The organism is Geodermatophilus maliterrae, assembly GCF_041018925.1.
GTDB lineage: Bacteria > Actinomycetota > Actinomycetes > Mycobacteriales > Geodermatophilaceae > Geodermatophilus > Geodermatophilus maliterrae.
Map to the genome: position 1 here is coordinate 36904 of NZ_JBFNXQ010000010.1, position 26181 is coordinate 63084.

At 72.5% G+C, this 26181-nt stretch carries 19 protein-coding genes, 1 tRNA gene and 2 pseudogenes; 9 read left to right on the forward strand and 13 right to left on the reverse strand.

All coding sequences use genetic code 11. The annotated features are described in order from the left end of the window. Positions 1-2 precede the first annotated feature (2 nt). Positions 3-173 carry a hypothetical protein gene (locus ABQ292_RS05440; protein WP_369204038.1) on the forward strand — a complete coding sequence of 57 codons (171 nt, stop codon included), beginning with the start codon at positions 3-5 and terminating at the stop codon, positions 171-173. Here the strand turns inward: ABQ292_RS05440 and ABQ292_RS05445 are convergent. Both ABQ292_RS05445 and ABQ292_RS05450 read right to left on the reverse strand, forming a co-directional pair. Next, entirely contained in the window at positions 170-1372 is a 1203-nt protein-coding gene (locus ABQ292_RS05445) for an MFS transporter (RefSeq protein ID WP_369204040.1), read from the reverse strand. The two genes, ABQ292_RS05440 and ABQ292_RS05445, sit on opposite strands and share 4 nt — an antisense overlap. An 88-nt stretch (positions 1373-1460) precedes the next feature. After that, positions 1461-2840 (reverse strand): MFS transporter, encoded by a 1380-nt coding sequence (locus ABQ292_RS05450; RefSeq protein ID WP_369204042.1) that lies wholly within the window; start codon positions 2838-2840, stop codon positions 1461-1463. A 233-nt stretch (positions 2841-3073) separates the two neighbouring features. On the opposite strand from ABQ292_RS05450, the gene ABQ292_RS05455 reads away from it, so the two are divergent. Further along, entirely contained in the window at positions 3074-4000 is a 927-nt protein-coding gene (locus tag ABQ292_RS05455; RefSeq protein WP_369204044.1) for a DUF3159 domain-containing protein, read from the forward strand. Positions 4001-4174: 174 nt separating this feature from the next. On the opposite strand, the gene ABQ292_RS05460 is transcribed toward ABQ292_RS05455, so the two are convergent. Genes ABQ292_RS05460 through ABQ292_RS05470 form a run of 3 tightly spaced genes read right to left on the reverse strand, consistent with a single transcriptional unit; the run spans position 4175 to position 8669 of the window. Beyond that, on the reverse strand, positions 4175-5578 hold the full coding sequence (locus tag ABQ292_RS05460; protein WP_369204046.1) for a DJ-1/PfpI family protein: 1404 nt from the start codon (positions 5576-5578) through the stop codon (positions 4175-4177). A 26-nt stretch (positions 5579-5604) separates the two neighbouring features. Beyond that, positions 5605-6735 carry a flavin-containing monooxygenase gene (locus tag ABQ292_RS05465; RefSeq protein ID WP_369204048.1) on the reverse strand — a complete coding sequence of 377 codons (1131 nt, stop codon included), beginning with the start codon at positions 6733-6735 and terminating at the stop codon, positions 5605-5607. Further along, positions 6732-8669, reverse strand: coding sequence for a multicopper oxidase domain-containing protein (locus tag ABQ292_RS05470; RefSeq protein ID WP_369204050.1), 1938 nt, complete (start codon positions 8667-8669; stop codon positions 6732-6734). The genes ABQ292_RS05465 and ABQ292_RS05470 overlap by 4 nt, the downstream gene beginning before the upstream one ends. Positions 8670-8917: 248 nt before the next feature. On the opposite strand from ABQ292_RS05470, the gene ABQ292_RS05475 reads away from it, so the two are divergent. From ABQ292_RS05475 to ABQ292_RS05495, 5 genes and pseudogenes are all read left to right on the forward strand, one after another. Continuing rightward, positions 8918-9325 carry an AfsR/SARP family transcriptional regulator gene (locus ABQ292_RS05475; protein WP_369204052.1) on the forward strand — a complete coding sequence of 136 codons (408 nt, stop codon included), beginning with the start codon at positions 8918-8920 and terminating at the stop codon, positions 9323-9325. A 36-nt stretch (positions 9326-9361) separates the two neighbouring features. Then, positions 9362-9661: pseudogene (locus tag ABQ292_RS05480) on the forward strand (BTAD domain-containing putative transcriptional regulator); the annotation flags it as partial. A 36-nt stretch (positions 9662-9697) separates the two neighbouring features. Beyond that, positions 9698-10273, forward strand: a complete 576-nt coding sequence (locus tag ABQ292_RS05485; RefSeq protein ID WP_369204054.1) for a hypothetical protein — start codon at positions 9698-9700, stop codon at positions 10271-10273. Between the two features lie 114 nt (positions 10274-10387). Continuing rightward, the gene (locus tag ABQ292_RS05490; RefSeq protein WP_369204056.1) at positions 10388-10981 is read left to right on the forward strand and encodes a winged helix-turn-helix domain-containing protein; all 594 of its coding nucleotides are present in this window, start codon (positions 10388-10390) and stop codon (positions 10979-10981) included. A 131-nt stretch (positions 10982-11112) separates the two neighbouring features. Beyond that, positions 11113-11610, forward strand: coding sequence for an ATP-binding protein (locus ABQ292_RS05495; RefSeq protein WP_369204058.1), 498 nt, complete (start codon positions 11113-11115; stop codon positions 11608-11610). A gap of 56 nt (positions 11611-11666) precedes the next feature. Here the strand turns inward: ABQ292_RS05495 and ABQ292_RS05500 are convergent, their stop codons facing one another. Then, on the reverse strand, positions 11667-12938 hold the full coding sequence (locus ABQ292_RS05500; RefSeq protein ID WP_369204060.1) for a PP2C family protein-serine/threonine phosphatase: 1272 nt from the start codon (positions 12936-12938) through the stop codon (positions 11667-11669). Between the two features lie 81 nt (positions 12939-13019). Here ABQ292_RS05500 and ABQ292_RS05505 point away from each other — a divergent pair, with 81 nt between their 5' ends. Continuing rightward, a complete protein-coding gene (locus tag ABQ292_RS05505; protein WP_369204062.1) occupies positions 13020-14150 on the forward strand; it encodes a site-specific integrase in 1131 nt (376 codons plus the stop codon). 1853 nt (positions 14151-16003) lie between these two features. Here the strand turns inward: ABQ292_RS05505 and ABQ292_RS05510 are convergent. Next, positions 16004-16588: pseudogene (locus ABQ292_RS05510) on the reverse strand (IS5 family transposase); the annotation flags it as partial. A 228-nt stretch (positions 16589-16816) separates the two neighbouring features. Here ABQ292_RS05510 and ABQ292_RS05515 point away from each other — a divergent pair. Further along, complete coding sequence (locus tag ABQ292_RS05515) at positions 16817-18235, forward strand: SGNH/GDSL hydrolase family protein (RefSeq protein ID WP_369204064.1); 1419 nt, start codon at positions 16817-16819, stop codon at positions 18233-18235. Between the two features lie 654 nt (positions 18236-18889). On the opposite strand, the gene ABQ292_RS05520 is transcribed toward ABQ292_RS05515, so the two are convergent. From ABQ292_RS05520 to ABQ292_RS05545, 6 genes are all read right to left on the reverse strand, one after another. After that, on the reverse strand, positions 18890-19936 hold the full coding sequence (locus ABQ292_RS05520; protein ID WP_369204066.1) for a S66 family peptidase: 1047 nt from the start codon (positions 19934-19936) through the stop codon (positions 18890-18892). Positions 19937-20352: 416 nt separating this feature from the next. Then, a complete protein-coding gene (locus tag ABQ292_RS05525) occupies positions 20353-21114 on the reverse strand; it encodes an SDR family NAD(P)-dependent oxidoreductase (protein WP_369204068.1) in 762 nt (253 codons plus the stop codon). Between the two features lie 930 nt (positions 21115-22044). After that, complete coding sequence (locus tag ABQ292_RS05530) at positions 22045-23010, reverse strand: sugar phosphate isomerase/epimerase family protein (RefSeq protein WP_369204070.1); 966 nt, start codon at positions 23008-23010, stop codon at positions 22045-22047. Positions 23011-23486: 476 nt separating this feature from the next. Then, positions 23487-23560, reverse strand: a tRNA-Pro gene (locus ABQ292_RS05535). A 75-nt stretch (positions 23561-23635) separates the two neighbouring features. After that, positions 23636-24508 carry an alpha/beta fold hydrolase gene (locus ABQ292_RS05540; RefSeq protein WP_369204072.1) on the reverse strand — a complete coding sequence of 291 codons (873 nt, stop codon included), beginning with the start codon at positions 24506-24508 and terminating at the stop codon, positions 23636-23638. A gap of 126 nt (positions 24509-24634) precedes the next feature. After that, positions 24635-26104, reverse strand: a complete 1470-nt coding sequence (locus tag ABQ292_RS05545) for a M1 family metallopeptidase (RefSeq protein ID WP_369204074.1) — start codon at positions 26102-26104, stop codon at positions 24635-24637. Positions 26105-26181 lie beyond the last annotated feature (77 nt).

Sequence of the window (26181 nt, forward strand, 5' to 3'; positions counted from 1 at the left end):
CGATGGTCGTCGAGGTCGCCCTGGCCGTCGCGGGCCCGGCCGGCGAGGTCTCGGCGACGGTCCGGGGCGCCCACGTCGCGGCCGACGTCCTCACCCGGACGGTCATCGTGCCGCTGTGCCTGGCCTCGCTGCTGACCGGAGTCGTGCAGTCCCTGGGCCGCCGTCCGGCCTAGCCGCCACCGCTGCCGTCCGCGCCCGTGACCCGGGGGCGGAGGACCCGGGCGGCGATCCAGGCAGCGGGAACGAGGAGGCCGGAGGTCAGCGTCATCGCCGCCGGCAGCCCGACCAGGCCCTGCAGCGCGCCCACCCCGATGTAGAGCAGCCCGGCGAGCCCGCTCCCGAGCCCCATCACGACACCGGCGGCCGCGGTGGGGTTCTGTGGGGCCGCGTCCTGCGCCGCGACGACGAACAGTGGCTGGCTGGCGTACAGCAGCACCCCGGCGACGCCGGCGAGCACCATCGTGACCGCACCGGGTGGCGCGACCAGCACGGCGACGAGCGCGGGAGCCGCCGCCAGGAGGGAGACGACGGCCGTCCGGCGGTGGCCGTAGCGGGGCGCGAGCGCTCCTCCGGCCACGGCGCCGAGGCCGGCGCCCAAGGAGAACGCGCCGAGCGTCCACCCCAGCAGCGGCGCGTCGGTGGCCAGGCCGTGCGCGTCCACCAGCCACAGGGGCACCGCACTGGTGAAGGCGACGAAGGCCAGGCCGGCCGACGTCGCCGCAGCGGTCAGCCACCCCATCGCGCCGGTGAACAGGCGGCGGTCCAGCGCCCGCAGCAGCCGCCCGGTGCCGTGCGGCTCGAACTCGGGCAGCAGCGCGACGACGCCGACGGCCAGGAGCACGCCGGGCAGCATCAGCCAGGGCATCGCATCGATCCCGTACCAGGACACCACGTAGAGGATCAGCACCGGGCCGGCGGCGAAGCCGGCCATGCCCCCGGCCGTGAACAGGCCCACCGCCAGGCCGGGGTTCTTCGCGGCAGGACCACCGACGATGCTGGTGGACACAGGGTGCAGTGCGGCCGATCCCAGCCCGCCGAGCACGAGCAGGAGCAGCAGCACGGGGACGCTGCCGGCCACGCCGATCAGGCTCAGGGACACCGCGCCCAACGCCACCCCGACGCCGGCGACACGGCGCAGCCCCAGCCGGTCGGCGAGCGCGCCGAGAACCGGTTGGGTGATCGACGAACTGATGGTGAGGGCTGCGACCAGGACGGCCAGCGTCGTCGTCCCGGCGGCCAGCCGCGCCTGCAGCGTGGGCAGCAGCGCGCCGAGAGTCGCGGTGAGGACGTCGTTGACGGCGTGGACGAAGGCCAGGAAGGCCGCCATCCGGGTTCCCGAGAGGATGCCTGGCTCGCGGACGACGTGTGGCATGACGTGCTCCTGCTCCATCAGTCAGGACGGACCGGGGACAGGTGGCGGAACGGGGTCCCGGCCGACGTCGGCCGGGACCCCGTCGGGTTCAGTGCTGGTGGTGTGCCTCGGGGTGGTGGGGTTGCCGGCGGTCGACGAGCAGCCAGTTGAGGACGGCGATGACCAGGCCGGTGGCGCTGATGAGGCCGCCGACCCAGTTCACCGAGGCGAGCCCGAGCCCGCCGTCGATGGCGGCGCCGCCGAGGTAGATGCCCAGTGCGCTGCCGAGGGTGAAGGCGGAGATGTTCGCCGCCGAGGCCACGTCGGGGGCGTGCCCGGCCGCGTTCATCACCCGCAGCTGCAGCGGAGCCACGACGGCGAAGGCGGCGACGCCGAAGACCAACGTCCCGACCACCGCGGTGACCGTGTTCTGGATCAGCCAGGTCATCGCGACCAGCACCGCCGCCAGCGTCGCGACCGTGCCCAGCACCGACGGCACCAGCCAGCGGTCGGCCAGGCGGCCACCGAGGTGGTTGCCGAGGAACAGCCCGGCACCGAACAGCAGCAGCAGCGGGGTGATCCACACCTCGGAGAGTCCGGTCACCTCGGTGTACTGCGGAGCGATGTAGACGTAGCTGGTGAACACGCCGCCGTAGCCGAGCAGGGTGGTCAGCAACGCCGCCCACACCGCCGGACGGCGCAGCGCGACCAGCTGCTCGCGCGTGCTCGGCCCGTGTCCTCCGCCGCCCAGGTGCGCCAGCGCGTGGGCGTCCAGTCCATCGGTGTCGACGGCCGCACCGTGGCCGGCGGCCGGGTGCGCGGCGGAGGTGCCACCGTGGCCGTGCTCTCCGGCGTCGTGGCCGTGCGCGTGCTCGGTGCCGTGGTGGCCGTCGTCGCGCTGCTGTGGGCTGCGCTGCTGTGGGCTGCGCTGCTGTGGGCTGCGGTGCCCCGACGGCAGGAACGCCAGCAGGCCGACCAGCGCGAGGCCGCCGAAGACCACCAGCGTCCAGAAGGTGAACCGCCAGCCCAGGGCCTGGCCGACGGCCGCACCGATGGGGGCGCCCAGGACGGTCGAGGCGGTCAGCCCCATGAACACGGTGGCCACCGCGCGCCCCTTGCGGGCCGGGTCGACCAGCTCGGCGGCGTGGACCGCGGCGATCCCGAGGAAGGCCCCGTGCGCCATCGCGGAGACGACCCGGCCGCTCATGATCACGCCGTAGGTCGGGCCGAGCGCCGAGAGCAGGTTGCCGGCGAGGAACACCCCGGTCGTGGCCAGCAGCACGGACCGGCGCGGGAAACGGGTGCCCAGCGCGGCGAACAGCGGCGCCCCGACGGCCACGCCGAGCGCGTAGGCGCTCTCGAAGTGGCCGACCGCCCCGATCGTCACCTCGAGCGACGCAGCGATCTCGCGGACGACGCCGGCGACGATGAACTCGTCGGCGCCCATCGCGAACGCGCCGATCACCATCGCCCACACCGCCACCGGCATCCGCAGCGCCCTCCGGGGCGGCGGGGCAACCCCTACCCGGCTGTCGTGCGCGGTTCCAGCCCTGTGTCCGATCGGGGCCCCGGGCCGGTGCTCGTGCGGGACGTCCACCTCCGGCGTCGTGATGGAGGTCGGTGTCGACGTCTCGTGAGTGCTCATGACTTCTCCTCCCGAAAGTACCCCCGTGGGGTACCGACGAACGGTGGTGTGGCGCCGCCCATTCCGTGGCGCTGCCCATGTACTTGCGGGTGGCGTGGGGTGGGGCTTGCGGAGGAGACGCTGCTGGGAGGCGCTGTCCGGGTCCTGTCCCGACGCTGACCCGACCGACGCCATCGACGGCGGGCGCGAGGAGCCGACGGACAGCGACTCGACAGCCCGGACCACCACGGTGGCGACCTGACACCACGAGGTCGCGGGGCGGCTCGAGAGGGGCAACCGATGAACGGGACGCAGGTCGCTCCTCGCACGGGCGCCGGCTCGAGCGGCGACCAGAAGCGGCAGGTCGGTGCCGGGGCAACGGCTGCGGCCTCGACGCGACCGCACGTGTTCGATCTCGTCGGCGGGATGCGTGCTCGGTCGACGGCGGTCTACCGCCGCTGGTGTTCGTGGCCGTCAACGCGATCGCCGGCGCGCACGCCCCGCGCTCGACGGCCCTGGCCGCGGCGATCGGTGTCGCCGTCGCGACCGGCCTGGCCATCCTCGTGCTGCGACTGGTCCGCAGGAAGACCCTCGAGCAGGCCCTGGCCGGGCTGGCCGGGCTCACGGTCGCCGTCGTCTTCGCCGCCCGGTCCGGCGAGGCCCGCGGGTTCTTCCTGCCCGCCATCTACGTCGATGCCGCCTACGCGGTCGTCTTCGCGGCCTCGGCAGCTATCGGCCGGCCGCTGGTGGGGATCATCCACGGTCTGCTGTACAGACGCCGAGGTCGGTGGCGCACCGATGCCGGCCTGCGCCGCACTTTCATGATCGCCACGGTCGGCTGGTCGCTGGTGTTCGCCATCCGCGCCGGCGTACAGGCGTTCCCGTACGGAGAGGACCGGCCCGCCCTGCTCGCCGTCGGCAAGCTGCTGCTGGGCTGGCCGCTGACCATCCTGGCGCTGCTGCTGACGCTGGCCTACCTCCGCGGGGTGACTGCCGGCCGCACCGACGCGAGCCCGGGGAGCTGAGCCGGGCCTGTGCATGGCGAGCCGACGAGGGCTGCTGGTGTTCTGCCCACCGGTCACGGCGGCCGGGGGGTCCGTGGTTGGGCTGATTCAGGACACCGATGCCGGCCTGTCGTTCGACGGGTCGGCGTCGGTGTTCGAGCATGTCCGGCTTAGTTCCCAAACCACCACCGGGGTTCAGGGACGGGTCACCAACTGGGTGTCCGCGGCCTTGCTGCGCTCGGCTCGGGTGAGCCGCTTGGACCTGGCCGCGACCGCGGGCGCGGCCAGGCTGATCGCTCCCCGCATGGCGCGCGGCAGCCGCGGGATGCGGGCGTAGTCGATGCCGCCCCAGGGCGGTTGCGGGTCGTAGTCGATGGCCCGTTGCACCCGGCGGGCGGTGGCCTCGTCGGTCAGGCGGGCCGCCAGGTGCAGGGCCATGTCGATGCCGGCGGAGACGCCGGCGGACATGATCAGGTTGCCGTCCTCGACCCATCTGCGCTGCTGGTACGTGGCGCCCAGGCTCTCGAGGATCCCGGGGTAGAACCAGTTGGTCGTGGCCTGGCGACCCTCCAGCAGCCCGACCGCGCCGAGGATCAGCGAGCCGGTGCACACGGAGGTGACCAGGTCGGCGGAGGCGGCGGCGGAGCGCACGTAGTCGCGGACCAGCGGGTCGCTCATCGCGCGGATGGTGGGCAGCGCGCCGCCGGGCACGAGCACGATCGCCGGGTGCGCGACCTCCTCGAACGTCCGGTCCGGGACCACCGACACACCGGCGTCGGTCGGCACGGGTTCGCGGCGGGCCCACACGGTCACGGGGCGGTAGCCCGGTGCGAACCTCTGCAGCATGGTGAGCACCTGCAGCGGGCCGATCAGGTCGAGCACGGTCAGCCCCGGGTAGAGCACGAGGGCGATGAGCCGCTCGTCACCCGTCCCGGGCTCGGCGGTCGGCGCGCTGCCGGGGTGGCGCAGCGTGCGGGCGAGCTCGTCGTCAGCGGGGTCCGGCCCTACCCGGCCGAACGGCGGCTGCGGGTCGTACTCCGCGGACAGCTGACCGAACCCGGCGATGGCCCGGCCGCGCAGGCGGGCCAGCAGGAGCAGCGCCAGCTCGAAGCCGGCCGTGCCCCCGGCGGCCGTCTGCAGCCGGCCGCCGACCAGCCACCGCTCGGGAGCGGGGACCGCGCCCAGCTCCTCCAGCGGTTCCTGGTAGGCCCAGTGGATCGCCGCCCGCTTGCCGCGCAGCAGGCCGGCGGCGGCCAGCACCAGCGCCCCGTTGCCGGTGGCACCGACGACCTGCGCCCCGGGGGCGGCCGAGCGGACGTAGGACAGCAGCGCCTCGTTCTCCGTCGCGGCGAGGGTGCTCGCGCCGCCGCCGGGCACGATCACCGCCCACGGGTCGGGCACCTCGGCGAAGGTGGCGGCCGGCTGCAGCTGCAGCGGTGTGTCGGTGGCCAGCGGCTCGGCGCGCTCGCCGACCACGACCGTGCGGTACCGCGCGCCCCCGATGCCGGGGGTCTTGAGCACGGTGAGCGGGCCGATCAGGTCCAGCGGCGTCACGCCGGGGTAGACGGGGAACGCGAGGACCTTCTCGTTGCCGGGCATGGCGGTCTCCTTCCGGTGCTCTGCGGTCAGTTCCGGACGTGGCGCAGGGTCGCCTGCGCAAAGGGCGCACCACACGGCCCGGGGACTCGGGCGCTGTTCCTCGCAACGGCGTCGACCACGTGGGCGGCGTCGTCGGCGACGAAGCCCAGCAGGGCCGAGCCGCGGGTGTGCTGCCAGGACAGGCCGAGGACGTACAGCCCGGGGACGTCGGTGACGCCGCGGCGGTGGACCACGCGGCCGTCGCGCAGCACCCCCGGGACGTCGATCCAGGAGTAGTCGGACCGGAAGCCGGTCGCCCAGACGACGACGTCGACCTCGCGGCTGGTGCCGTCGGCGAACCGCACGGTGCGGCCGGCGGCGTCGACCAGCCGCGGCCGGAGGCGGACGCCGGCCCGCCGCAGGCCGCGCCGGCTGCTGCCGATGAGGAACTCGCCGCGGGACTGCATCCGGCGGCCGAGCCGGGAGCCGGCGGTCACGCGCATCAGGCCCAGCCGCGTCAGCCACCAGAACAGGTCCCGGCCGAGCAGTCGCTGCGGCAGCGCCGGGGGGACCGAGCCGACCGACAGCTCCGCCGGCCGGGTCGCGGCCAGCTCCGCAGCGATCTGGAAACCGGAGTTGCCGCCGCCGACGACCAGCACCGGCCCCGCGGGCAGGGCGTCGGGACTGCGGTAGGCGGTGCTGTGCAGCTGGGTGACCGAGGCGTCCAGACCGGCGGCCAGCGGCGGGACGAACGGGGTCTGGAACGGCCCGGTGGCCACGATGACCTGCCGGGCGGTGTACGTCCGGTCGGCCGTGGCGAGCCGGAACCCGGCGTCGGTGTGCTGCAGTGTGGTGACGCACGCACCCAGCTCGACTGGCAGGTCGAAGGTGGCGGCGTAGTCGCGCAGGTAGGCGGCGACGGCGTCCTTGCCCGGGTAGCTGCCGGCCGGTGCAGGAAACGGCAGGCCGGGCAACGAGTCGTGCTCGGCCGGACTGAACAGCCGCAGTGACTCCCATCGCGATAGCCAGGAGTGCCCGAACTCCGCCGCAGCCTCCAGGACCACGTAGTGCAGCCCCCGCTCGCGCAGGTGCCATGCGGCGGCCAGGCCGGCCTGGCCGCCGCCGACCACGACGACGTCGTACGGCCGGGTTGTGGCGTCGCGTGCTGCGGCGCTCACGATGTCGCACCGGCCACGACGGTGAAGCCGAACATCATCCCGCTGTGCATGTGTTCGGCGATGTGGCAGTGCGCCATCCACAACCCGGGGTTGGTCACGTCGAAGAGGATGTCGATGGTCTGGCCGGTGCGGATCAGCACGGTGTCCTTCCACACGAGGTTGGGCTCGGGCACGCCGTCGCGGGACAGCACGAGGAAGCGCCCGGCACCGTGGATGTGGAACGGGTGGTGCATCGGGTGGTCGGAGTCCATCTCGTTGACCAGCCGGATCTTCACCCGTTCGCCGGCGGTGAACTGCCAGTCGATCGGCGGGCTGTTGCCGCCCGTGGTGCGGTCGAGCAGCTTCCAGCGCATGGTCGCCGGGGTGGTCTGACGGTTCAGCTCCGCCATGTCGTCTTCCCACTCGATCCCGTCGGCGGTCCCGGACGCGTGGCCGACATGGGTGTGCGCGGCGCCGGCGTGCGCCGTCGCTGACGAGTCGTGTCGCGCCTCGCTCTGGCCCATGTCGTGGCCCATGTCGTGGCCCATGTCGTGGCCCATGTCGTGGCCGGCGACGCTGGCCGCCGAGGTGGCCATGAGCTTCATGCCGCAGTTCGGGCAGCGGCCGGGCTGGTCGCTGACGACCTCGGGGTGCATCGGGCACGCGTAGGACATCGGCCCGGTCCGGTCGGCGGCGGGGTCGTCCATCTCGGCGACCGCGGCCAGGATCTTGTCCGGGGGTGCGGTCAGCCACGCGCCGAGCTGCTCGCGCTCGGCTGCCAGCTCCGGTGCCCGTCGCAGTTCCTCGAACGCCTGGCGCAGTGACGGCTCGGGGGTCTCACCGGTGACCGTGATCGACGCCAGCCGGTAGGTGCGGTCGGGGGTGTGGTGCTCGAGGGTGAGCTCCCCCGGCTGCTCGAACAGCACGTCGACCACGGCCCTCTCCGACGGTGCCAGCACGACGGAGGAGATGAACTCCTCGTGCTCCACCCGGCCGCTGTCGCCCCCGACCAGCTTCATCCGTGCCCCGGGCAGCCGGACGTCGAAGACGCGGCTGTTGGCGGTGTTGGTCAGCCACAGCCGCACGACCTCGCCGGCGTGCGCGGTGAGCGTCAGGTCGGTCTCGCCTGCGACCAGGAGCACGTTCCCGTAGCGGCCCATCGCGGCGTAGTTGGTCTCGGTCCGGCTGAACGGCGCGATGACGCCGTCCTCGATGAGCACGTCGTCGACGGTCAGGACGACGTCACGGTGCGCCGGCGGCCAGTAGTCCGGCTCGGTGGCCTCGACCAGGATGGTGCCGTAGAGGCCCATCTCCTGCGTGTAGTCCTCGCGGATGTGCGGGTGGTACCAGTACAGGCCCGGGTCGGGGAACGAGAGCCGGTAGGTGAAGCCGCCGCCGGGTGGGATCGGCTGCTGGGTGTCGTGCGGCACCCCGTCGTACCGGTTCTGCAGGCGCAGTCCGTGCCAGTGCACGGTCGTCTCGAGGTCGGTGTCGTTGGTGACGTGCACGACGACCTCGGAGCCCTGCTGCACCCTCAGCGTGGGGCCGGGGACGGACCCGTTGTAGCCGAGCATGCGCACCGTCGTCTCGCCCAGGCGCTTGGCGACGGGGGCGGGCCGGAGGTCGAGTGTCTCTCCGTCGGCCAGCTCGACGACCCGGGTGGTGGTGGCCTCGGGCAGGCCGGTGGTGTCGGTGGAGAAGAAGGTGTCCACGGAAGGTCCTCCTGTTCGGGCTGGTGCAGGTAGTGAGGAGCCGTCGGCCCGCGGGTCGAGGGCGTAGCCGGCGGCGCGGATGGCGGCGCCCACCGCGCAGGGATCGGCGCACCCGGTCACCTCGACGGTTCGGGTGGCCAGGTCGGCCTGGAGGGTCTGCACGCCCGGCACGTCGCAGATCCGGGCGCTGATCGCCCGGACGTCCTGCCTCGAGCTCATCGCCGGCACGTGGATCGAGATCATGGCGCCTCCTGTGCGGGTGGGTCGTCCCAGACCGTGCCGCGGCGCGCTGTCCGAACGCTGTCCGTCCCCTGACCGGTAGATCGCCGATCGCCCGCCAAGTCGTTGCCTGCGCTATCTGGGCGGTCGAGAATCGGCGCCTCGCCGGACTGGTCCGAGAGAGGCGTGCACGGAGATCCGCGTCCTGGGGCCGGTCGAGGTGGTCGTCGAGGGGTAGGTGCGGCCGCTACCCGGCGGTGGGGTAGCGGGAGTTGCTCGCACTGCTGGCGCTGTCCGCCGGCCGGGTGGTCGCGCTTCCGGTCCTGGTGGACGGGCTGTGGGGTGAGGACCTGTCCGGCAATCCGGGCAACGCCCTGCAGGTCCGGGTGTCCAAGCTGCGCCGGGCACTGGGCTCCGCGGGCGCTCCGAGTGCGCTGGTTCTCACCCGCCCGCCCCGCTACCTCCTCGACGTCGACCCGCACCAGGTCGACGCGCTCCGCTCCACCGACCGGGTGGCGGCGGCCCGCGGCGTCGCGGACTCCGATCCGGTCGCCGCCGCCACGCTGTACCGGGAGGCGCTGTCCTGCTGGCGGGGCGCCGCGCCTGGCCGAGTTCGCCGACGCCCGGTGGGCGGGGCCGGAGTCCGCCCGGCTGACGGAGCTCCAGCTGGCGGCCCGTGAAGAGCCCATCGACCTGGAGCTGGCGGCCGGCACACCGAGGTACTCGCTGAGCCGGAGGCGCTCACCTCCGCCCATCCGCTGCGCGAGCGGCTGCACAGTCGCCTGATGCTCGCCCCCTACCGCGCCGGACGGCAGGCCGACGCGCTCACGGCCTACCAGCGGGCTCGCGGGGTGCCGGACGCCGAGCTCGGCCTGGCGCCCGGCGCCGAGCTACGCGATCTGCAGGAGGCCATCCTGCAGCAGCGTGCCGACCTGACACCGCCCGCCGGGTCGCCACGACCCCTACCGTGCAGTCGACGCCGCGCGCGGTGCCGCGGGCGCTGCCGCCCCGGCTGACGTCCTTACCTCGGCCGCGAGGCCGAGCTCCAGCGGATGGTCGCCCGGGCCGTCGCGGACGGCTTCCCCGACGGCGTGGGGTTCGTCCGGCTCGCCGGCGTCACCGACCCGGCGCAGGTGCCCCAGGCCGTCCTCACCGCGCTGCAGGTCCGCGATGTCGCCACCACGACCGCCGAGGAGCAGCTCCTCGGCCACCTCCGCGACCGCGCCGCCCTGCTGGTCCTCGACAACTGCGAGCACCTCGCCGACGCCTGCGCCCTGCTCGCCGAACGACTCCTCGAGTCCTGCTCACGGGTGCGGCTGCTCGCCACCAGCCGCGAACCGCTCGCCGCTCGCGGCGAGGTCCCGAGCGCCCTCGATCCGCTCCCCCTGCCCGCCGGGGACGCGGTGCCCGCCGACCTGGCGGCCAGCACCGCCGTCCAGCTCTTCGTCGACCGCGCCCGCGGCCCATGGCCCGACTTCCGCCTCGGCGAGGACAACGCCGTCGCGGTCGCCGAGATCTGCCGGCACGTCGACGGCATCCACTGGCGCTGGAGCTGGCCGCCGCGCGGGTGGCGGCGCTCCCCGTCGAGGAACTCGCCAACCGGATGGGCGATCGCTTCGCCCTGCTGACCACCGGTCCGGGCACCGCCGAGGCACGCCAGCGCACCCTGCGGGCCACCGTCGACTGGAGCTGCCAGCTCCTGACCGAGCCGGAGCGGGTGCTCCTGCGACGGACGACTGTCGGTGTTCCGCGGCGGCTGGACGCTCGACGCGGTGCAGGCCGTCGCCACTGGTGACGGCCTCGATCGGGCCACGGTCGTGGACGTCCTCGGCCGGCTGGTCGACCGGTCCCTGGTCATCGCCGACCGCGAGCCCGTCGACCGGGACGCCGGCCCCCGCTACCACCTGCTGGAGACCATCCGCGAGTACGCCCGCCAGCGGCTGGCCGAGTCCGCCGAGGAGGACCGGATCGCCCGCGCGCACGGCAACCACCTCACCGACCTGGCCGAGCGAGCCGAGGCCGACCTGCGCGGCGGCGGGCAGGCGCGGTGGCTGCGGCGACTGGCGCTCGAGCGGGACGACATCGAGGCAGCGCTGGCCTGGTGCACCGAGCATGCGGCATCCGAGCCCGACGCAGGGCTGCGGCTCGATTGCGCTGCCGCCGCCGCGCAGAGCCGGACCCTCTTCGCCGAGGTGTCCGGGGGAGAACGGCCTGGTCGTCGTGGTGAAGCCGAGGGGACTCGAACTCCTGACCCCCGCCCTGCCAGTGCGGATGCTCCGCCCCCAGCCGGTGTCATGCTGACCTCGCCAGACGCCCGGATCGCCGTCCTGAGCTGAGCTTTCACGGTGTCGCTCGTCGTTGACCAGCGACGGCCAGGATGGGCACTCCTCGACCCTTCTGCGGACTCTTTGCGGACTGGATGCGGACCGCTGCGCGTGGCTGGACACGGAGTGGACGGCGGTTGTGGATGCGCTGGTTCGAGCAGGTGGGAGCGGGGAACGGTTCCACCGACGCCGCCTACCGGGACGGGGACATGGACCAGGAGCTCTGGCCACGACGGCCACGTCCTGAGAGCACGGGACGCCAGTACGAAGCCGAGATCTCTCAGCTCTCGGAGCTGCGCTCCGTCCGGGCCGGGCTGCGCGCGTGGGTGGCCGACGCCCTGCACCGGGCCGGCGCAGACGGAGCGGTCCTCGATGACCTCGTGGTCGCCGTGGACGAGCTGGCCTCGAACGGGCTCCGGCACGGCCGGGCGCCGGTGCTGGTACGCGCGGTGCGGACGGCAGCGTGGGTGTTGCTCGACGTCAGCGACGGGGATCCGCACCACGGGCCCGAGCCCGCGCTCGGCCGTGACCCTGCACGAGGCGGCATGGGGCTGCGCATCGTCGCGCACCTGACCGTCGAGCGCGGCTGGGCTGTCGCCGGCGACCGCAAGCACGTATGGGCCTGCTTCCCCGCCGGCTAAGTCGCAGTTGAGAAGGGAACGCCGGGTTCCCGCACCGGCGCTGGTCGGGCCGCCGCTCAGGCACTCCGGCGGCGCGGAGTCCGCGCGGACGACGCCCGTGCGGCGTCGGCGCCGTGCACGCTGTCGCTCCCGCGCGGCGGACCCCCGTACCAGTCGAGGCACACCATCGTGGCGTCGTCGCGGAGGTCGCCACCGGTCGCGCGCAGCACCGCCGCGCCGAGCTCCTGCACGACCTCCCGCGGGTGCAGGTCGGTGGTGTCGCGGAGAGCCGCCGCGACGTCGAGGACGGCGGCGTTGCGCTCCTGCATGCCGTCAGTGAGGAACACGACCCGGTCACCCGGCTGCAGCGGGAGGCGCTGCACCCGGAAGGACCTGCCGGGCACGACACCGAAGGGCGGCTCGACGTCCAGTCCGATGACCTGCACCCGGCCGTCGCGCACCAGGAGGGGCAACGGGTGACCGGCGTTCACGATCTGCGCGGTGGCGGCCGACAGGTCCACCCGGACGAGTTGCCCGGTGACGAACTGCCCGGCGGCTGCGTTGTCGGCGAGCGCGTGGTTGGCGTACCAGGCCTGCGCGTCGAGGGACAGGCCCCTGCGGCGGGCGTTGCGCAGCGCTCCCACGAGGAGGGTGGCCAGCAGCGCGGCCTCGACCTCGTGGCCGACCGCGTCGGTGATCGACACGTGCAGCGCGTCGTCGTTCAGCGTGAAGTCGAAGGTGTCACCCCCGACCGAGGCGGCCGGTTCCAGCCAGCCGGCGAGGGTGAACTGCCCGGCCTCACACGTGTAGGACGCCGGCAGCAGCCGACGCTGGATCTCAGCAGCCAGGGAGAACGGCGTGGTGCGCTGCCCCCACTCGAACACGTCGGTGTACCGGCGCGCGGCGATCACGACGTAAGCCAACGCGTGCGCGGCCGCGGCGACCTCGGCGACGGATGCCGGACCGGGCTCGCCGGGCAGGACGAGCTCCATCAACCCGATCGCGTCCCCGCGGTCGGTGACCGGGGCGATCACCCGGGCCCCGTCGTCGAGCGGCTGCACGTCGATCTCCTGGGTCCGCAGCACCCGCTCGTACACGGTGCCCGCCATCGGCACCGTCTCCGCCCGCGCACCGGCCTGGGTCCGTGCGCCCTCGCCCCCGACAGCACCCGTCGTGAGACGCACAACGGCGCGCCCGCTGAAGTCGGCGATCAGAAAGGTCAGTTCGCGTGCGCCGAGCCTCTGCGCCAGCGTCTCGGCTGCGGCCTCGACGGCCTTGGTGGGCGCCCGTCCCTCGACGCCGTCGAGCAGCGTGCCGACGTCCCGGCCGGCGCTGGACGGGATCGACATGGGAGGACTGTAGGACGGGCGTAGCGGCCGCTCCTGCAGCAGAGTCCGATCGATCGGGTCCCGGCGGTGTGAGGGAGTCCTATGGCGAAGCGGGGGAACGGCGAGGGGTCGATCTTCATGCGGGCCGACGGACGGTGGTACTCGGCCCTGACCTATCGAGACGACGTCGGCGAGGTGAGGCGGCGGGAGGTCAGCGGCAGGACGCAGGCGGAGGTGCGGGCGAAGCTCCGGGAGCTGCGGGAGCGCGTCGAGGCTGGCGCCCCCGTCAAGGATGCGTCGATCACGATGGCCGTCTGGCTGGAGGACTGGACGACGAAGGCGCTGCCGGCGAGCGACCGCAAGCCGGCGACGATCGACCTGTACGCGACCATTGCTCGCAGCCATCTGGTGCCGAAGCTGGGCAGCCCGCCCCTCGACCGGCTTCGCCCCCCCCGACGTCGAGGCCCTGGTGCTCGCCAAGCGCCGCGCCGGCCTTTCTGCGTCATCCGTCCGGACGATCTACACGGTGCTCCGGGCCGCCCTCGACGTCGCGGTCCGGGACGGGCTGATCCAGCGCAATCCGGCCGCCCTGGTCAAACGCCCGGCCGTCGAGCGCGAAGACGGGGTCACCTCCCCGCCCAGCAGGTGGAGGCGCTGCTCGAGGCAATCCGCGGGGACCGCCCGGAGTCCCTCCACCGTGTGATGCTGGCGACCGGCCTCCGCCGCGGTGAGGCTCTGGCCCTGCACTGGCGAGACGTCGACCTCGATGCGGCCGTCATCCGGGTGCGCTGGACGCTGTCGCGGACGTCTGCCGGTCCAGGGCTGGGCTTGCCGAAGACCGAGAAGTCGCGGCGCACCGTGCCGCTCCCCGTCCCCGCCGTCGAGACGTTGCGGGCGCACCGCAAGCGCCAGGCCGCGGAGCAGCTCGCCGCAGGCAGCCTGTGGCAGGCCAGCGGGCTCGTGTTCACGTCGGAGATCGGCACGCCGCTGGAACCGCGCAACGCCCTGCGTCGGTTCGAGGCACTGGCCGAGCGAGCCGGCCTGCGCGGCGTCCGCCTGCACACGCTGCGTCACTCGGCGGCGAGCTTCCTGCTCGCCGCGGGCACGCACATGAAGGTGGTGCAGGAACACCTCGGGCACAGCTCCTACGCCATCACGGCCGACATCTACAGCCACGTGGCCCCGGTGCAGCAGCGCGAGGCGGCCGACAAGCTCGGCCAGGCGATCCGCTGATGACGTTGCGGTGCGAACCGCGTTGCGGTTCTGGTTGCGGTGCGGTTGCTGTACTCACGCGGGAGGCGGGTCGGCCCTAAGGACTGACCCGCCTCTGACCTGCAGTTCCACTGTCGGGCTGACAGGATTTGAACCTGCGACCCCTTGACCCCCGGTCACATTCGAGGGGTCCACTGCGGTTCGCCAAAGTCCTACCAGCGCAGGTCAGCGGCCCGGGACGTCCGTCGGCGTCCGGTCTGATTCGCCGCCGTTTGAAGCGCATTGCTGTATCCGTTGCTGTAACTCGCACCCGCGCTCGGGCGTGTCACCCCATTGCCGAGTCCGCTGCTGAGAAGGCGCCGAACGGGGCGGCACAGCAGCGTCGGGGGACTGTCGGGCCGGAGTCGTCACCATCCCGCCAGGTGTGCAGGGCGACCTCTCTCGCCTGAAGATGAGGCTGAGCGACCACTGGGTGACGGCTGTAGCGCCGCAGACTTACTCCAGTCGTCCTCCGATTGGTCCATGGAATGCTGGACGCCCGCGCCTCCAGCGGACTCACAGCCAAGCCTGCGATTTGATCTCGGGCTGGTTGACCACGGTTGACTCACGTCGAACATGCAGGTGGCGCAGCCAGCGTGGCGTTGACGTCGATGGCTTGGGCAGGCTGCTGCCGAAAGTATTGGATGAGTAGAAGATGCATGACCTCGTACCGTCACGCCTCGCGGCACGCGGTGAGCGTTACAGCGGCGTCGCTCGCCGAGAACTCACCGCCCGGCCGTCGCCCTCGACGGTCGCCCCGCCCAACCGAGCACGCGGCCACCCGCAGGAGCTGCAGGGAAGAGCCCATCTAATCCTCGCGCTCAGAGCACACGTAACGGCCCACAGCGCAGCCCCGGCGCCCGACTCCAGACCGCCCTCGCACGACCAAGCCACCACGACGTCGACGGGCGGCCGCGCACCACATCCAGCCCGGACCGGCACTTCCCGACAGGGGCCACCCGGATTCTCAGTTCCACGCCTGAACGCCATTCAGGTCAGCACATGACGTCATCCGGGAGCGACGCCCCGTGGAGAACACTCGGCCGCAGCCGCGTACGCAAGCTCTACAGCGCCGGCAACTCGTTCGGCCCTACTCGGTTGTTCGTGTGCCCGCGAGGAACAAGGCCGCGCCGGACAGGAGGTGCAGCGGAACCGTCGCTCGCGCCGAGGACGACCGGGGCCGTAGTCCCCACGAGGCAGGTTCGATCAGCGTTCCCACGAGGACGGCGGCGCCGATACTCGCGCATGTCCGCTGGGGCCACCTGAGGCCAGGCTTGGCTCGAATCGCGGCGGCCACCGCAATGATCGGCATCGGCCACGGCGCCGCGAGCCCGGACCCCAGTCCGAGCGCCAGGTGAACGGGGACCCGACCGGGGACTCGGAACCCCAGCGGCTCGTCGGGAAGATGCTGCTCTCGCATCGAGACGGCCGTGGTGAACGCCGTCGTCGCCGCGAACACCGCCGCCGCCCCGAGCATCCTTCCATCCGCCATGACGCCCCCTCTGCCGCCGTCCGCCTTCGCGAGCTGAGGATGGACCCCGCCGACCGCGAACGGAGCGGGGTCGCTCCCAGGACTCGTCATGATCGACGGAGCGTCTCAGGTGATCCACGTCTTGGCCCGAAGACTGCCACTTCCTAACGCAGTCACGAGCTCGCCGGACGGCCTGACACTGACCACGTCCTCTACCCGACCGAGTGCAGCTAGCCACACAGCCCCGGTCAGCGCTGGCGAACCGTCCTCGAATGGACCGCTCACGACCAAGTGCATGGTCAGCTGTGAGCGGTCGTTGCCCTGTTCAAGGCGGGCTCGTTCACCCGGCTGTCTCGTGAAGTGACCCCTTGTCGCCGCGCAGCTTCACCGGCCGCCGCCGCGGGAGGCCGCGGCCGCCGCGCTTGATGGCCGGCATGCCGTCGAGAATCGAGTCGACGAAGAGGCTGTCGTGCCGATTGGCGCCCGATACGAACACGTGAGCGGCAGCCCGTGCGCATCGACGAGCAGGTGGCACTCGCTGCCGGCCTTGTCTCCGGTCGGTGGGGTTCGGCCCGGTCAGCTCACCCTCCTTCTCGCGCGGACGTTGACCGAGTCCAGCTCGGCCGCGACCAGTCCAGCCTTCCCGCCTCGCCCAGCCGTTCCAGCACGGCGGTGTGCAGCCGGTCGAAGACGCCGGCCTCGGCCACTCGTGCACCCGCCGCCAGCACGTCCAGCCCGACCCGTAGCCGAGTTCGCGGGGCAGCTCGGCCCAGCCGATACCCGTGGTGAGCACCAAGACGATGCTCTCCAGCGCGTCTCGATCCGACGTGCGGGGCCGACCGGTGCGGCCGTGCACCGCCGGCTCACGGGGTGAGATCAGCGGCTCGACCAGCGCCCACGACTCGTCACTGATCAACCGGAGCGGTGGGGAAGACGCCGGCGATGACATGCCCGACACCCTGGGCCGACAGGGCGCTGACGGCCAGAGCCCTAGCACCTACTCCGCAACGTCTTCTCATTCGTATGACTCACCATTCCTCTCTGGGGAGGCGGGAGGGTTCGGCATTGTCGGATCAGCGCCATTGTCATAGCTCAGTGGCCTTCCTATGCTCTCGGCACGCTCCGGACCCCCGCGGGGGTCGCTGCTTCGAGGGGGAACAGCATGAGAGTGCGACCCGTGACCACAGCCGCCGTCGCGATGATCATGTGCCTGCTGTTCACGGCACCCGCCTCGGGGGTGACGCCCCTGCACGCACGCCCCGCGGCGGCACCGGAAGACTCAGGTACGGCGCCGTGGGTGGCGTCGTGGACCACCTCGCCGCAGGGCGCCTACCCGGTCGGCTACGCGGTGGGGCAGCCCGGGCCGCTCGGAGAGGTGGCGCCCGGGGTGGAGCAGCCGCTGCTGGAGTACGCCTTCCCCGACGAGCAGGCGCACGACCAGACCCTGCGCATGGTCGTGCACCCGAGCGTCGGCGGTGACGCGTGGCGGGTGCGGCTCAGCAACAGGTTCGGCACCCAGCCGGTGACCTTCGGCCGGGCGACGGTCGCCCTACAGCAGAGCGGCGCCACGGTCGTCCCGGGCAGCAGCCGGCAGCTCACCTTCGCCGGGCAGCCGTCAGTGACGCTGCAATCGGGCGAGGAGGTGCACAGCGATCCGGTCGACATCGCGCTCAGCGACGAGGAGGCGCAGCGGTCCAACCTCGCGGTGAGCGTCCACGTGCAGGGCGACAGCGGGCCGATGACCTGGCACGCGGCGTCCTTCACCACCTCCTACCTCTCCGATCCAGGTGCGGGCGACCGCACCGAGGACGTGACGGACGAGGCGTTCCCGCACTCCACCACGAGCTGGTTCTTCCTGACCGGGCTGGAGGTCCAGCGGCACGACGCCGCGACGGTGGTCGCTCTCGGTGACTCCATCACCGACGGGTTCTTCTCCACCATCAACGGCAACGACCGCTGGCCGGACGTGCTGCAGCGCCGCCTGCTGGCCGAGGGCGACGACCGCGTGCTCTCCGTGGTCAACCAGGGCATCGCCGGCAACATGGTCACCCGGGTGGGGCGCCTCCCGGGCGGATGTGAACCGTGCGACGGCCCCCCGGCGATCGACCGACTCGACGAGGACGTGCTCAGCCAGCCCGGCCTGCGCGCGGTCATCCTGCTCGAGGGCATCAACGACATCGGTGGCGGCGGCGCCACCGCCGACGAGGTCATCGCCGGCATGCAGGAGATCATCGACCGGGTCCACGCCCACGGAATCCCGATCATCGGTGCGACACTGACGCCCTCGGGTGGCGCAGAGGAGTCCCTGGCGAGTTACGGCACGGCCGAGACCGACGCACGGCGGCGCGCGGTCAACGACTTCATCCGCACCAGCGGGATGTTCGACGCGGTGGTCGACTTCTCGGCGGCCACCGAGGACCCGGCCAACCCCGGCCGGCTCCTGCCGGCCTACGACACCAACTCGTCGCTGGGTGGACCCGGCGACCACCTACACCCCAACCGCGCCGGGTTCCTCGCGATGGGCCACGCGTTCGACCTGGACCAGCTCGAGCGGCTCGTCGCGTCCGCCGACCCCGCTGAGCAGGAGGCGGCGTGATGCACACGGACCTCGACCGGAGTTCGTGACACTCCACTCCTCCGCCGGGGGCGGCACAGATCCGCCGCCCCCGGCCTGGAGGGGCCCGCCAGGCTTCGCTGGTCCGCGCCGCCAAGCCTCTCGTCCAGCCCTTGAGCCGTCCTGACGAGCACGCGGACCCGGTGGCCCGGACGCTACGGGCCGTGGCCGGACGGGCCCTGGCCGGCGGGGCGGGGCCTGCGCGGATGGCCGTGGTGAGCGCCGCTGATCCGGTCGACCGCAAGTCGGGCCGACTGCTGCACCTGTCCGACGCGCCGTTCCTGGTCGGTGAGCTCTGCCGTCGAGGTGCGGGGCTCGATGGTGGCCGGTCCGGTGACCTTGGACAACGACGTCACCTGGGCAGCCCGAGCCGAGCGCGCAGCCGCAGCCCCGGACCGGTTGGACGACGTTGCCCACCTCTACCTCGGCGAGGGGCTCGGTTGCGCCGTCGCCGCCGATCCTCCCCCGCTCACCCTGCTTGCCGACGTCGACTCTCAGGGTCTGAGTGCGCCGGCGAATGACCGAACTCGCTGCCGACCAGGTCAACGACCACCCGCTGCCGACCATGCACGAGGTCACTCGTCTCCGGACGCGCCAGGCGGCTCCGGCCCCGGCGGTTGAGTGCGTGGTGCAGCGTCAGTACCGGACGGTGATCTTCCGGGCCCGGCCGTCGACGGTGATCTCACCGCCGTGCGGAAGAACGAGCTGGGGGTCTGTGTGGCCGAAGTCCACGTCGAGCACCACAACCGCATCCGGCGCGTACTCAGTCAGCGCTGCCAGCACGGCCTGGTGCTGTTGCTCCCGGTAGGCCTGCCGCTGCTCACGAGGGTTCGGCGTCCCGAGGAAGCGGGCCTTCGCCCGACCGACCAGCACGGCGGCGAACCGGCCGAGCAGGCCCCGTTCGCCCATGCACATCAGCACCCGGGTCACGAAGCTCGCCGAGGGCAACTCCTCGGAGGTCTCCAACAGCAGCACCGCGCCGGCGTACTCCTCGTCCGGTTGCATCCAGCGGCCGGTGCGCAGCTGGAAGTCGATGATCTCCAGGCAGCCTCCCCAGCCCGGACCGCTGACCCGCCGTGAGGGGCCATGCCAGGACCAGGCCGGGGCGGGCTCCAGCACGGGCGCGGTCGTCAGGGCGGCTGGCTCGGCCCAGTCCGGATCCGCGTCCGTGAAGGCGTCCGGCTCCGGCAGCACCCACTCCCCCGGCTCGAACAGCGCCCGGCGCAGCGACTCCCGGGTCAGCGGGTGCATCGCCCCCGGCCGGCCCCACTGGACCATGACCGCGCCGCCGTGGAACCCGACGATCCCCAGCCGCCACAGGTAGTGCAGCAGGTTGGTTGCGTCGCTGTAGCCGAACACCGGCTTGGGATGCGCGGCCAGCAGCTGCGCGTCGAGATGGCGCAACACCTTGAGCTGATCGTCCCCACCGATGCTGGTCAGCACCGCGGCGATCTCGGGATCGGCGAAGGCGGCGTGCAGGTCCTCTGCTCGCTGCTGCGGGGACGCTCCCAGCATGCGGGTGGTCGCGAACTCCACCGGTTCCAGCGCGAACTCCGTCCGCAACCGGCGCAGACCCAGCTCGAACGGGATCGGGAAGACCGCTGGTAGCGCAGACGACGGCGACAACACCGCCACCCGATCACCCGGCCGGGGCTTGGGCGGATAGGTGAGGCAGGTGGTCACGACGCCCTCCCCACGTCGATGAGCCGTGATGTGGCCGCTGGGGACGCCGCCACGTGGGGCGGTCACAGCGCACGGGGCCTCTACGACGGCGCCGAGCAGACGTCATGCTGTTCCACCCCTGCCGGTCAGACCACTCCTCGACGCAGCGACCTCGGTCACCGCACGCCGCGACCTCAACCCGCGGACGGCACCCCACCAGCGTCCCGCCCGACCGCACCTGCGTCCTCCAGTGACCCGAGCAGGTCACGAAGGACGGATACGCCGGCCGCCCCCGCGCGCAGACTGCAACGCGTGAACACCACGCGGCGGACCGCGCCTGACCCGGACGTCGACGGCATGCTCGTGCACGTTCACCGGCAGACATCGTGTTCCGCCGCGTGAGTCATGGACACCAACCAGATGACGTCGTGGCCGAGTCAGGGCTGGAAGACAGCCGAGACGATCCGCCGGGTGACGGGCCGCGGAAGCCGCGCCATCGTCGCGGTCATCACCCGGTTCAGACCGCCCGGCACGTGCACCACGCGGCCCCTTCGCCATGCGCGTAGCCCAGCCGCCGCCACCTGATCCGGAGTCATCAGGCCGGGAGCGCCGTCGAGCAGTTCGCCCATGCCCGCGACCTGACCGAACTCCGACGCAGTCGGCCCAGGACACAGAGCCAAGGCCCGCACACCGGTGCCCCGCAACTCCGTTGCCAGCGCCTCGGTGAACGACAGCAGAAACGCCTTGGTCCCGCCGTAGACCGCGAGGTTGGGTGTGGAGTAGTGCGCTCCTGCGGAGGTGACGACGATCAGGCCACCCCGCCGCCTCGCCAGCATGGTCGGGAGCAGACGCTGGATCAGCTCCACCGGGAACGTGACGTTGAGCTGAATGATGTCCCGCGCATCCTGGGCGTCCAGCTCGTCAAACGGGCCGAAGATCCCTCGTCCTGCGTTGCTGACGAGCAGTTCCGCTCCCCCGAGCTCTTCAGCCCGCCGCGCCACCACCTCGGCCGCATCGGGCTGTCGAAGGTCTTGCGGAAGTCCGATGACGCGACCCTCGGTCTGGACTTCAAGGGACTCCAACCGATCGATGCGCCTTGCCACAGCGAGCACCCGAAACCCCTGGTGGCTCAACTGGCGACTGAAGGCCTCGCCGATCCCCGACGAAGCCCCCGTCACCACGGCCAGCGGAGGGGCCATCCGCACCGCCTCCCCGGGGCAGTGAGCCAGCAGCCAGGCTCGAGCGACAGGCGCCGGTCAGGCTTACCAAACAGGGAAGGCGCGCGTCGACTGCGCCGTTGACGAAGCCTGGGCGATGCGGAGCGATGGATACTCTGCGGGATACCAAGGCGACGGACCGTAGGGGCTAGTGCCCTCGTCGAGCCTTACGCGAGGTGCCTGCACTGTGGACCTGTGGCGGCGGCCGGGATTCCGCGGCGCCGGAAGGACGCGGCCACCCGCTCGCGCCTGCTACCTGCGACGGCTCAAGAGGATCGACCGACGGTCCAGGGGCCGCAGGCGCCGCCCGATCGGTGGCCACCGCCGCCGCTCACCTTATGACCCCCAGCCGACGGCAGCGGGTTCGTGACCGTTCACCGAAGTCCATCGGCGCAGGTCAAGCGGCATACGGAACGACAGCGAACGGAGACGGACTGCGCCGAACAGGCCCCGATGGTGGTCAAGACCCGAGGTCCCGGCTAGCTGAGGCGGCCCAAACCACTCGGAAGTTATCGTCGCCGAGCGTGACGGCGTCTTGAAGAGTCAACCAACGCAGCATGAGGTGGTTTGACGCCTCCCCCCGCAGGGCGACGCCAAAGGGTCAGACCTCCATCACCTGCACAGCACCGCATCAGCAAGCCCTGACCTACCTCACCAGGGCTCAGCCACCCGCTCTCCGGACCGACTCCCTGGCGTTGTTGCGCGGGGAAGTCCTCGCTGCCCTCCGCCGCCGTGCCAACCCCGCCACCGCTGCCAGCGGTCAGGAGAGGCCTTCGTGACCGGGCGCCGCCACCACACCGCATACTGGCTGGGCTAGCAAGCCGTCGCGCGGCGGCATCCTGCCTCCCCCACACGCTCGCACGTCGAAGCTCGGTGCGAGGGACGCGGACCAGGACCCACGACCGACCACGATCAGATGTTGGCCGGCTTCCAGTCCGGGGGCTCGACCAGGACGAGCTGCTTGAGCAGGTCGGCTGCGCGGCCGACGCCCTCGACGGAGTTGACCAGGGTGTCCTCGTGCTCGATGTTGAGCGTTCCGTCGTACCCCACCGAACGCAGGGTGTAGACGAAGTCGGCCCAGAAGGCCGCCCCGGCCGGCTGCCCGAGTCCCAGGGTGACGTAGTTCCAGGCCCGGTCGCCGGCCCGCTCGATGGGCAGCGTGTCGAGCAGGCCGTCGCGGTCCGCCTGGAACCTGTTCACCCGGATGTCCTTGGCATGGACGTGGTAGATGGCCGGTCCCAGGGCGCGGATCACGGTGGGGATGTCCGCTCCCATCCACATCAGGTGGGACGGGTCCAGGTTGGCGCCGACGACGTCGTCGCCGACCGCGTCCAGGAGGCGGAACATGCTCGACACGCTGTACACCAGCTGGCTTCCGCACGCCTCGATGGCCAGGCGGACCCCCTTGTCCCGCGCCAGCGCGGCGAGCTCCTTCCAGTAGGGGATCGCCACCTCGTTCCACTGGTAGTCGAGCACCGCGAGGGTCTCCGGCGGCCAGGACGTGGTGATCCAGTTCGGTGTCGAGTCACCGCGCGCGCCCGGCAGCCCGGACATCAGGACCACCGTGGGCACCCCCAGGTGGCTGGCCACCTCGATGGTGTCGCGCACCACCTGGTCGTGCCGCGCTCCCTCGGTCGGGTGCAGCTGGTTGCCGTTGGCGCACAGCGCACTGAGGGCGAGGCCGCGGGAGGAGATCTTCTCCGCGAACTCGGCCCGGGCCTCCGCGGAGGAGACGAGCGCGGGCAGATCGGCGTGCGGGGCTTCGGACCAGTTGCCGGTGGCGATCTCGACGGAGCTGAGCCCGTGGTCCCTCGCCAGGTCGAGCGCACCTTCCAGCGAGAGGTGACCGACCGAGTCCGTGATCAGCCCGATCTTCATCGATGTCCTTCCGGTGATCCGCCACCCGCGACCGCGTCGGGTCCTGACGACACCGATGCGCCCGGGACAGGCAGGACCTCGAGTGGCCTCAGATGAGTGATGCAGGTAACATCAGTATGTCAGGACAACCTGCCAATACACCAGACCAGGCCGCCAGAAGAGGACCCGCCTGACAACGGCCCAGCCCGCAGGGCGCCGCGCTGGCATGGTGCTGCAGCCGGATGACCGATCATGCGGTGGAACGTCAACGCCGACAGCCCGTGGGAATCCCGTGGACCACACCTTGAGCAGGCCGGGACCGGCCTCGATCCGGTGCTCGCCGCTCCCGCCGCCGACTGCCGCCGTCGACGCGGCCGACCGGCTCGACCAAGCGCTCCGCTGATGACAGTGCCTGTCCCTCGGGCCGCGTTGCTGTAGTCATGCAAGAGGCGGGCCGACCCTCACGGCCGACCCGCCTCTGTCCTGCGGTTCTACTGTCGGGCTGACAGGATTTGAACCTGCGACCCCTTGACCCCCAGTCAAGTGCGCTACCAAGCTGCGCTACAGCCCGAGTGCCGGGCGGCTCGCACCGCCCGATCGCTGCAGGAGCAGGTTACCGCACCCGCCAGCCCAGCCCGCCCGGTGGTCAGCCGCCCGCGGACGCCCGGTCCCCGGCCAGCACCTCGCGCAGTCTCCCGGCCACCGCGTCCACGTCCGCGGGCTGCCCGTACTCCGAGTCGAGGAAGCTGCCGTGGTCGCCGGGGAACACGACCGGCGTCGTCCCCAGCCGCTCGGCGACCGCCTCGCCCCCGCGGTGGGCCAGCTCCCCCGCCGAGCCCTCCCCGACCGCGACCACGATCCGGGTGGACGCCGACCGCAGCGCCTCGACGTCGTGCTCGTGGTGCGTGCAGGACACGATGTTCTGCGCCAGCAGCACGTCGTCGCGGGAGCCGTCGTCCTCCGTGGGCAGCCCGAACGCCGCGGGGTCCGGCGCCGGCCCGAGGTCCGCGGGCACCGGGCCCCGGTGCATCACGAGCCGGATGAACTCGGCCATGCCCGCCCCGAAGCCCGAGCGCTGGTAGGTCTCGCGCACCCGCCGGGAGGCGGCCAGCGCCGGCTCGCGGTCGGGCACCAGCGCGGCCGCCGGCGGCTCGTGGGCCACCAGCGTGCGCACCTGCTCCGGGTGCCGCGCCACCAGCACCAGCGCGTTCACCGCTCCCCCGCTGCTGGCGAAGACGTCGACCGGCCCGGCGTCCAGCTCGGTGATCAGCCGGGACAGGTCGTCGGCGTGCTCCTCCGGCGTCGACTCGGCAGCACCGTCGGTGCGCCGGCTGCGGTCGGCGCCGCGCGGGTCGTAGGTGACCACCGTGCGGTCGGGGAAGTGCGCGGCCAGCGACGCGAAGCCCGAGGCGCCCATCGGCGAGCCGATGAGCAGCAGCGGCGGCCCGTCACCCGGCCGGACGTCGTAGGTGACGACGGCGCCGGCCGTCTCCAGGGTGTGCGTCTGCGGTGCGGTCATGTCGGCCTCCCGGGGCTCGTGGGTCTCACGGGTGCAGACCGGTCCGGCAGCCCGGACTCATCGGGGACGCCGCGGGCACCGGTGCAGCGGCACCGGTGCCCGCGGACGACCTCGTGACCGGTCCCGTCAGGGAACCGGCACCGCTGCGGGCTCGGGCAGCCCGGCGGGCCGGGCCGGGGTGAACAGCCAGGCGGTGAACAGGTCGTCGAGCTGCTGCTCGGACACCCCTTCGGCGAGCGCGATGAACTCCTCGGTGGTGCCCGTCTGACCGGCCTGGGAGGCGGCCCACGCACGCAGGATCCGGAAGAAGGAGTCGTCACCCACCTGGTTGCGGAGCGCCTGCAGCGTCATCGCCCCGCGGTAGTAGACCGCTGGGTGGAACAGCTGGTCGGTGGCCGGGCCCGGGTCCCCGATGGTGACTCCCCAGAAGTCCGCCCCCAGGCCCTCCTCGGGCAGCGAGGCGAGGGAGTCGAAGGCCTCCTGCGGGGTGCCGAGGCCCTCGCGTTCCAGCCACAGCCACTCGGCGTAGGTGGCGAAGCCCTCGTTGAGCCAGATGTCCCGCCAGGCGTCGAGCCGGACCGAGTCGCCGTACCACTGGTGGGCGAGCTCGTGCACGACGACGCTCTCCGCGGTGACCGCGTCGGTGAAGAAGGTCGGCGCGTACACCGGCCGGGTCTGCGTCTCCAGGGCGAACCCCAGGTCAGGCGCGTCGTCGACGACCGCGCCGGCGGCGCTGAACGGGTACGGCCCGAACCAGCCCGAGGCCGCCTCGATGACCTCCGGCTGCCGGGCGAGCGCCGCGTCGGCCACCGCACCGGCCGACGGTCCCTCCGTCTCCGGGTCGAGGTCGAGGGTGGCGAGGTCGAGGTCGACGGCGTCCCAGAAGGCGATGCGGCCGGCCTCGTACTCGCGCAGGTCGAACTCGCCGACCGCCAGCGTGACCAGGTAGGTGGCCATGGGCTCCTCGGCCGACCACGACCACGTCGTCCACCCGTCCGCGGTCCACGAGCCGGACAGCACCCCGTTGGAGACGCCCTCCAGGCCCTCGGGGACGGTCACCGAGACGTCGATCGACGCGGCGTCCCTCGGGTGGTCGTTGGCGGGGAACCAGGTCGCCGCGCCGTGCGGCTGCCCGGCCACCACGGCGCCGTCGTCGGTGTGGAAGAAGCCCGAGCCCCCCAGCTCGTCCTGCAGCGTCTGGGGCACACCGTCGTAGACCACCTCGACGGTGAACCGTCGGCCCTCACGGAGGGGATGGGCGGGCGTGACCACCAGCTCCTGGCCGTCCCGCGTCCAGGTGGCCGCGCGCCCGCCCACGGTGACCGACCGGACCTCCAGGCCCTGGAAGTCGAGGTCGAAGCGCGACAGGGCCTGGGTCGCCTGCGCCGTGATGGTCGCCGTGCCGTCGAGGACGTCGGTGGCCGGGTCGTAGCGCAGGTCCAACCCGTAGTGGCGGACGTCGTAGCCGCCGTTGCCGTCGAGCGGGTAGTACGGGTCACCGATGCCCGGCGCCCCGGGGTGCGGATCGCCGAGCACCCCGCTGTCCGCCACGGCGGTGCCGGCGCTCATCGCCACCAGCACCCCCGCCGTCGTCACCACTGCCAGCCTGCGGTGCATCGCCGCCCCCGTCCCCGGGTCGTCGCCGTTCCGGTCGGCGGCAGTCAAGCGCTGCT

Bases quoted from the DNA above. Each gene is read 5' to 3' on its own strand.
- ABQ292_RS05440 (WP_369204038.1), top strand. From the start codon at position 3: ATGGTCGTCGAGGTCGCCCTGGCCGTCGCGGGCCCGGCCGGCGAGGTC.
- ABQ292_RS05445 (WP_369204040.1), bottom strand. From the start codon at position 1,372: ATGCCACACGTCGTCCGCGAGCCAGGCATCCTCTCGGGAACCCGGATG.
- ABQ292_RS05450 (WP_369204042.1), bottom strand. From the start codon at position 2,840: ATGCCGGTGGCGGTGTGGGCGATGGTGATCGGCGCGTTCGCGATGGGC.
- ABQ292_RS05455 (WP_369204044.1), top strand. From the start codon at position 3,074: ATGTACTTGCGGGTGGCGTGGGGTGGGGCTTGCGGAGGAGACGCTGCT.
- ABQ292_RS05460 (WP_369204046.1), bottom strand. From the start codon at position 5,578: ATGCCCGGCAACGAGAAGGTCCTCGCGTTCCCCGTCTACCCCGGCGTG.
- ABQ292_RS05470 (WP_369204050.1), bottom strand. From the start codon at position 8,669: ATGATCTCGATCCACGTGCCGGCGATGAGCTCGAGGCAGGACGTCCGG.
- ABQ292_RS05485 (WP_369204054.1), top strand. From the start codon at position 9,698: ATGGTCGCCCGGGCCGTCGCGGACGGCTTCCCCGACGGCGTGGGGTTC.
- ABQ292_RS05495 (WP_369204058.1), top strand. From the start codon at position 11,113: ATGCGCTGGTTCGAGCAGGTGGGAGCGGGGAACGGTTCCACCGACGCC.
- ABQ292_RS05500 (WP_369204060.1), bottom strand. From the start codon at position 12,938: ATGTCGATCCCGTCCAGCGCCGGCCGGGACGTCGGCACGCTGCTCGAC.
- ABQ292_RS05505 (WP_369204062.1), top strand. From the start codon at position 13,020: ATGGCGAAGCGGGGGAACGGCGAGGGGTCGATCTTCATGCGGGCCGAC.
- ABQ292_RS05525 (WP_369204068.1), bottom strand. From the start codon at position 21,114: ATGGCCCCTCCGCTGGCCGTGGTGACGGGGGCTTCGTCGGGGATCGGC.
- ABQ292_RS05530 (WP_369204070.1), bottom strand. From the start codon at position 23,010: ATGAAGATCGGGCTGATCACGGACTCGGTCGGTCACCTCTCGCTGGAA.
- ABQ292_RS05540 (WP_369204072.1), bottom strand. From the start codon at position 24,508: ATGACCGCACCGCAGACGCACACCCTGGAGACGGCCGGCGCCGTCGTC.